The sequence below is a fragment of the Frankia sp. AiPs1 genome (assembly GCF_023716945.1).
Lineage (GTDB): Bacteria > Actinomycetota > Actinomycetes > Frankiales > Frankiaceae > Frankia.
The window spans coordinates 1-2,575 of sequence record NZ_JAMQQF010000712.1 but is presented as its reverse complement, the minus strand read 5'-3'; the positions used below and the strand labels follow the sequence as shown (position 1 = coordinate 2,575).

Genomic DNA, 2,575 nt, shown 5'->3' with positions numbered 1-2,575 from the left:
CCGGGCGGCCGAGATCGGGCCACGATGCCGGAGCCGTGGCGCCGATCCCGGTCCCCGGGTGGCTGCCGGCGGCCGCGGCGGGCATCGCCGCCATCACCGGCGCGACGCCGGCGACCAGGGTGACGCCGAGACCGAGTTCGACCAACCGGCGTATCGCGCGGGGAAGGATCAGGCGGGCCAGCGCCGCGCTGAGCCGACCGACGCCGCCGGGGATGGCTGCGGCCACGCCGAGCAGGACGCCCAGGCACAGCCAGAGCAGGCACAGCCACGCCACCGCGCCGACGACCGTGACGAGGGCCTGCTCGGGCGCTGCGGTGAACCAGTCCGGCACGTCGCCGACGCCGGCGGGCAGGTCCGCCAGCCGGGGGCCGAAGACGATCAATATGATCGCCGTGCCCGCGGCTGCGGCCGCGCCGGCGAACAGCGCCAGCGTCCGCCGGGCCGCTCCCGCGATCATCGTCGCTACTCCTGTCTGCCGGATGTCGTCGAACGACTTCGTTTGCCTATGTTTGGTTGTGTAAACCTCTGGCGTCCCACTGTCAATCCCGCTTGCGTCGTGCGTGAGGGATCGAGTCGTCCGACGTGCAGCGGAACGTACCCGTATGGGAGGAGACCCAATGCGTTGGGAGGACCTGTTCGCGGACCTCGAGCTGCAGTGGGAGGCGAACGAGGCCGGCGAGCTCGCCGCCGAGCTCGCCGACCGCAGCCGCCGGGAGGCCGCCTACCTGAGGCTGATCGATCGCCTGCGGCCGGTGGTGGGACACCCGACGCGCTGCCGGGTGCTGGGCGGGCAGCGCGCGCCGGAGACGCTGCACGGCACGCTGTCCGCGCTGGGAGTGGACTGGTTCCTGCTCGCCGAGCCTGGCGCGACGGAGGTGCTGGTGCCGATGCGCTCGCTGCTCGCGGTCGAGAACCTGCCGGTCGTCTCCGCCCAGCCGGGGCACGAGGGGCCGCTGGCCGCGAAGCTGGATCTGCGGTACGTGCTGCGAGGGCTTGTTCGGGACCGCTCGGTGTGCACGCTGCTGTTCGTGGACGGGACGAGCCTGCACGGAACGCCGGTCCGGGTGGGCGCGGACTTCCTCGAGGTCGCCGAGCACGCGGTGGGTGAGTTCGCCCGCCGTGGGCGGGTCCGGTCGGGATGGACGATGCCGCTCGACGCGATCGCCTACGTGCGTCGCGTCCCCTGAACGGTCCGGTGCGCGGCTCAGCGGCGGTTTCAGTCCTCCGGCACGGCCTCGTTGCGGCTCATGGGATTGGCCGCGACGAAGGCCCTGGTCTGCTCGTAGGCGCGCTGGATGTACGCCTCCAGCTCCGAGCGCTCCACCCGCCACTGCCCGCGGCCGCCGATCTTGATGGCGGGGAGCTCGCCCGAGCGGACGAGGGCGTAGGTCTGGCTGGACGAGATGTTGAGGATGTCCGCCACATCGCTCAGTTGAAGGAAGCGGTCGTTCATCGAAGTCCTCCTACTGAGGGCGGATGTCTCTCCTCACGTGTGTATCAGAGATTCCACTGTTCATCGCCTCCAGATGCATCAGCTTGTGGATAACTGCGCGCGGATGCCACCGAAAGCGCTCGCTCGCGGCTGTTCTAGCCTGCTATCACCTGAGCCCGCCGCCGCTGGTGGCCCGGTGCGGTCGGCGGGCCCCTGACCTGCGTCGCCACCCGGGTAAGCGGCGCAGAACGGGAGGGCGGTCGGACCCGGTGACGCGAAAATCGCGCGGCTTCGTCCAAGGTGCGCATCGCAGCGGGCCGGCTGCGCGTCCAACAGGTGAGCTCAGGACACCCGGGATGTGGCTGCCCGCGGGCGGTCGGTGAACACCGATCGTCGACGGTGGCGTTCCGCAGCGGAATCATCGCTGGTTTCGGTGGGTTCAGGGCCTTCGACCGCGTACGCTCTGCGACCGGAAGGTGTGAACATGCACCCATGGTCCGGCCAGGAGAAAAGGGAGGTCTCCCGGTGACCGAGCTCGCCGCGGCGCCGGTCCGTTCCGATGTGCCCCCGCCGGGCTCGCCTCCCGCGCGCCGGCTCACCCGGCGGCGCTGGCGCGACTCCCGGCTGCTCGTCGGGGTGCTGCTCGTGCTCGTCTCGGTCGTCGTTGGGGCGCGGCTGTTCGCGTCGGCGGACGCGACCCGGCAGTGGGTGGTGGCGAAGGCCGGCCTGCCCGTCGGGCACGTCATCGTGGCGGGAGACCTGACGACGGTGTCCGCCCGGCTCGATGCCAGAACATCCGACCGCTACTACCCGGGCGGCCGGCTGCGTGACCTGACCGGTGCCACCCTCGCCCGGCCCGTCGACGGCGGTGAGCTGGTCAGTGGGGCCGACTTCGCCGGGCGGAACACGCAGTCCACCAGGCTGGTCCCCGTGATCGTCAAGGCGGGCCGACTGCCCGTCCTCGAGCCCGGCGACCACGTCGACGTCTACGTGTTCTCCGCCGGGGCCGCGGCAGCCACCGGCGCCGGGGACCAGCCAGCCGACCAGCCGAATCAGCCGAACCAGCCGGGGGGGGGGGGGGGGGGGGGGGGGGGGGGGGGGGGGGGGGGGGGGGGGCGGGGGGGGGGGGGGGGGGGGGGGGGG

At 72.4% G+C, this 2,575-nt stretch carries 3 protein-coding genes and 1 pseudogene; 2 read left to right on the top strand and 2 right to left on the bottom strand.

The genetic code is table 11. The annotated features are described in order from the left end of the window. A pseudogene (locus tag ND748_RS29785) lies at positions 1-457 on the bottom strand (hypothetical protein); the annotation flags it as partial. Positions 458-617: 160 nt separating this feature from the next. Between ND748_RS29785 and ND748_RS29780 the strand changes: the two are divergent. Next, a complete protein-coding gene (locus ND748_RS29780; protein ID WP_251749529.1) occupies positions 618-1,187 on the top strand; it encodes a hypothetical protein in 570 nt (189 codons plus the stop codon). A 29-nt stretch (positions 1,188-1,216) separates the two neighbouring features. On the opposite strand, the gene ND748_RS29775 is transcribed toward ND748_RS29780, so the two are convergent. Beyond that, positions 1,217-1,453, bottom strand: coding sequence for a helix-turn-helix domain-containing protein (locus ND748_RS29775; RefSeq protein ID WP_009740318.1), 237 nt, complete (start codon positions 1,451-1,453; stop codon positions 1,217-1,219). Between the two features lie 504 nt (positions 1,454-1,957). Between ND748_RS29775 and ND748_RS29770 the strand changes: the two genes are divergently transcribed. Beyond that, a partial coding sequence (locus tag ND748_RS29770; protein WP_308205768.1) for an SAF domain-containing protein occupies positions 1,958-2,575 on the top strand: 618 nt, incomplete at its 3' end.

What these genes read in the sequence shown, in the direction of transcription:
- ND748_RS29775 (WP_009740318.1), bottom strand. Translation starts at nt 1,453, where the DNA reads ATGAACGACCGCTTCCTTCAACTGAGCGATGTGGCGGACATCCTCAAC.
- ND748_RS29780 (WP_251749529.1), top strand. Translation starts at nt 618, where the DNA reads ATGCGTTGGGAGGACCTGTTCGCGGACCTCGAGCTGCAGTGGGAGGCG.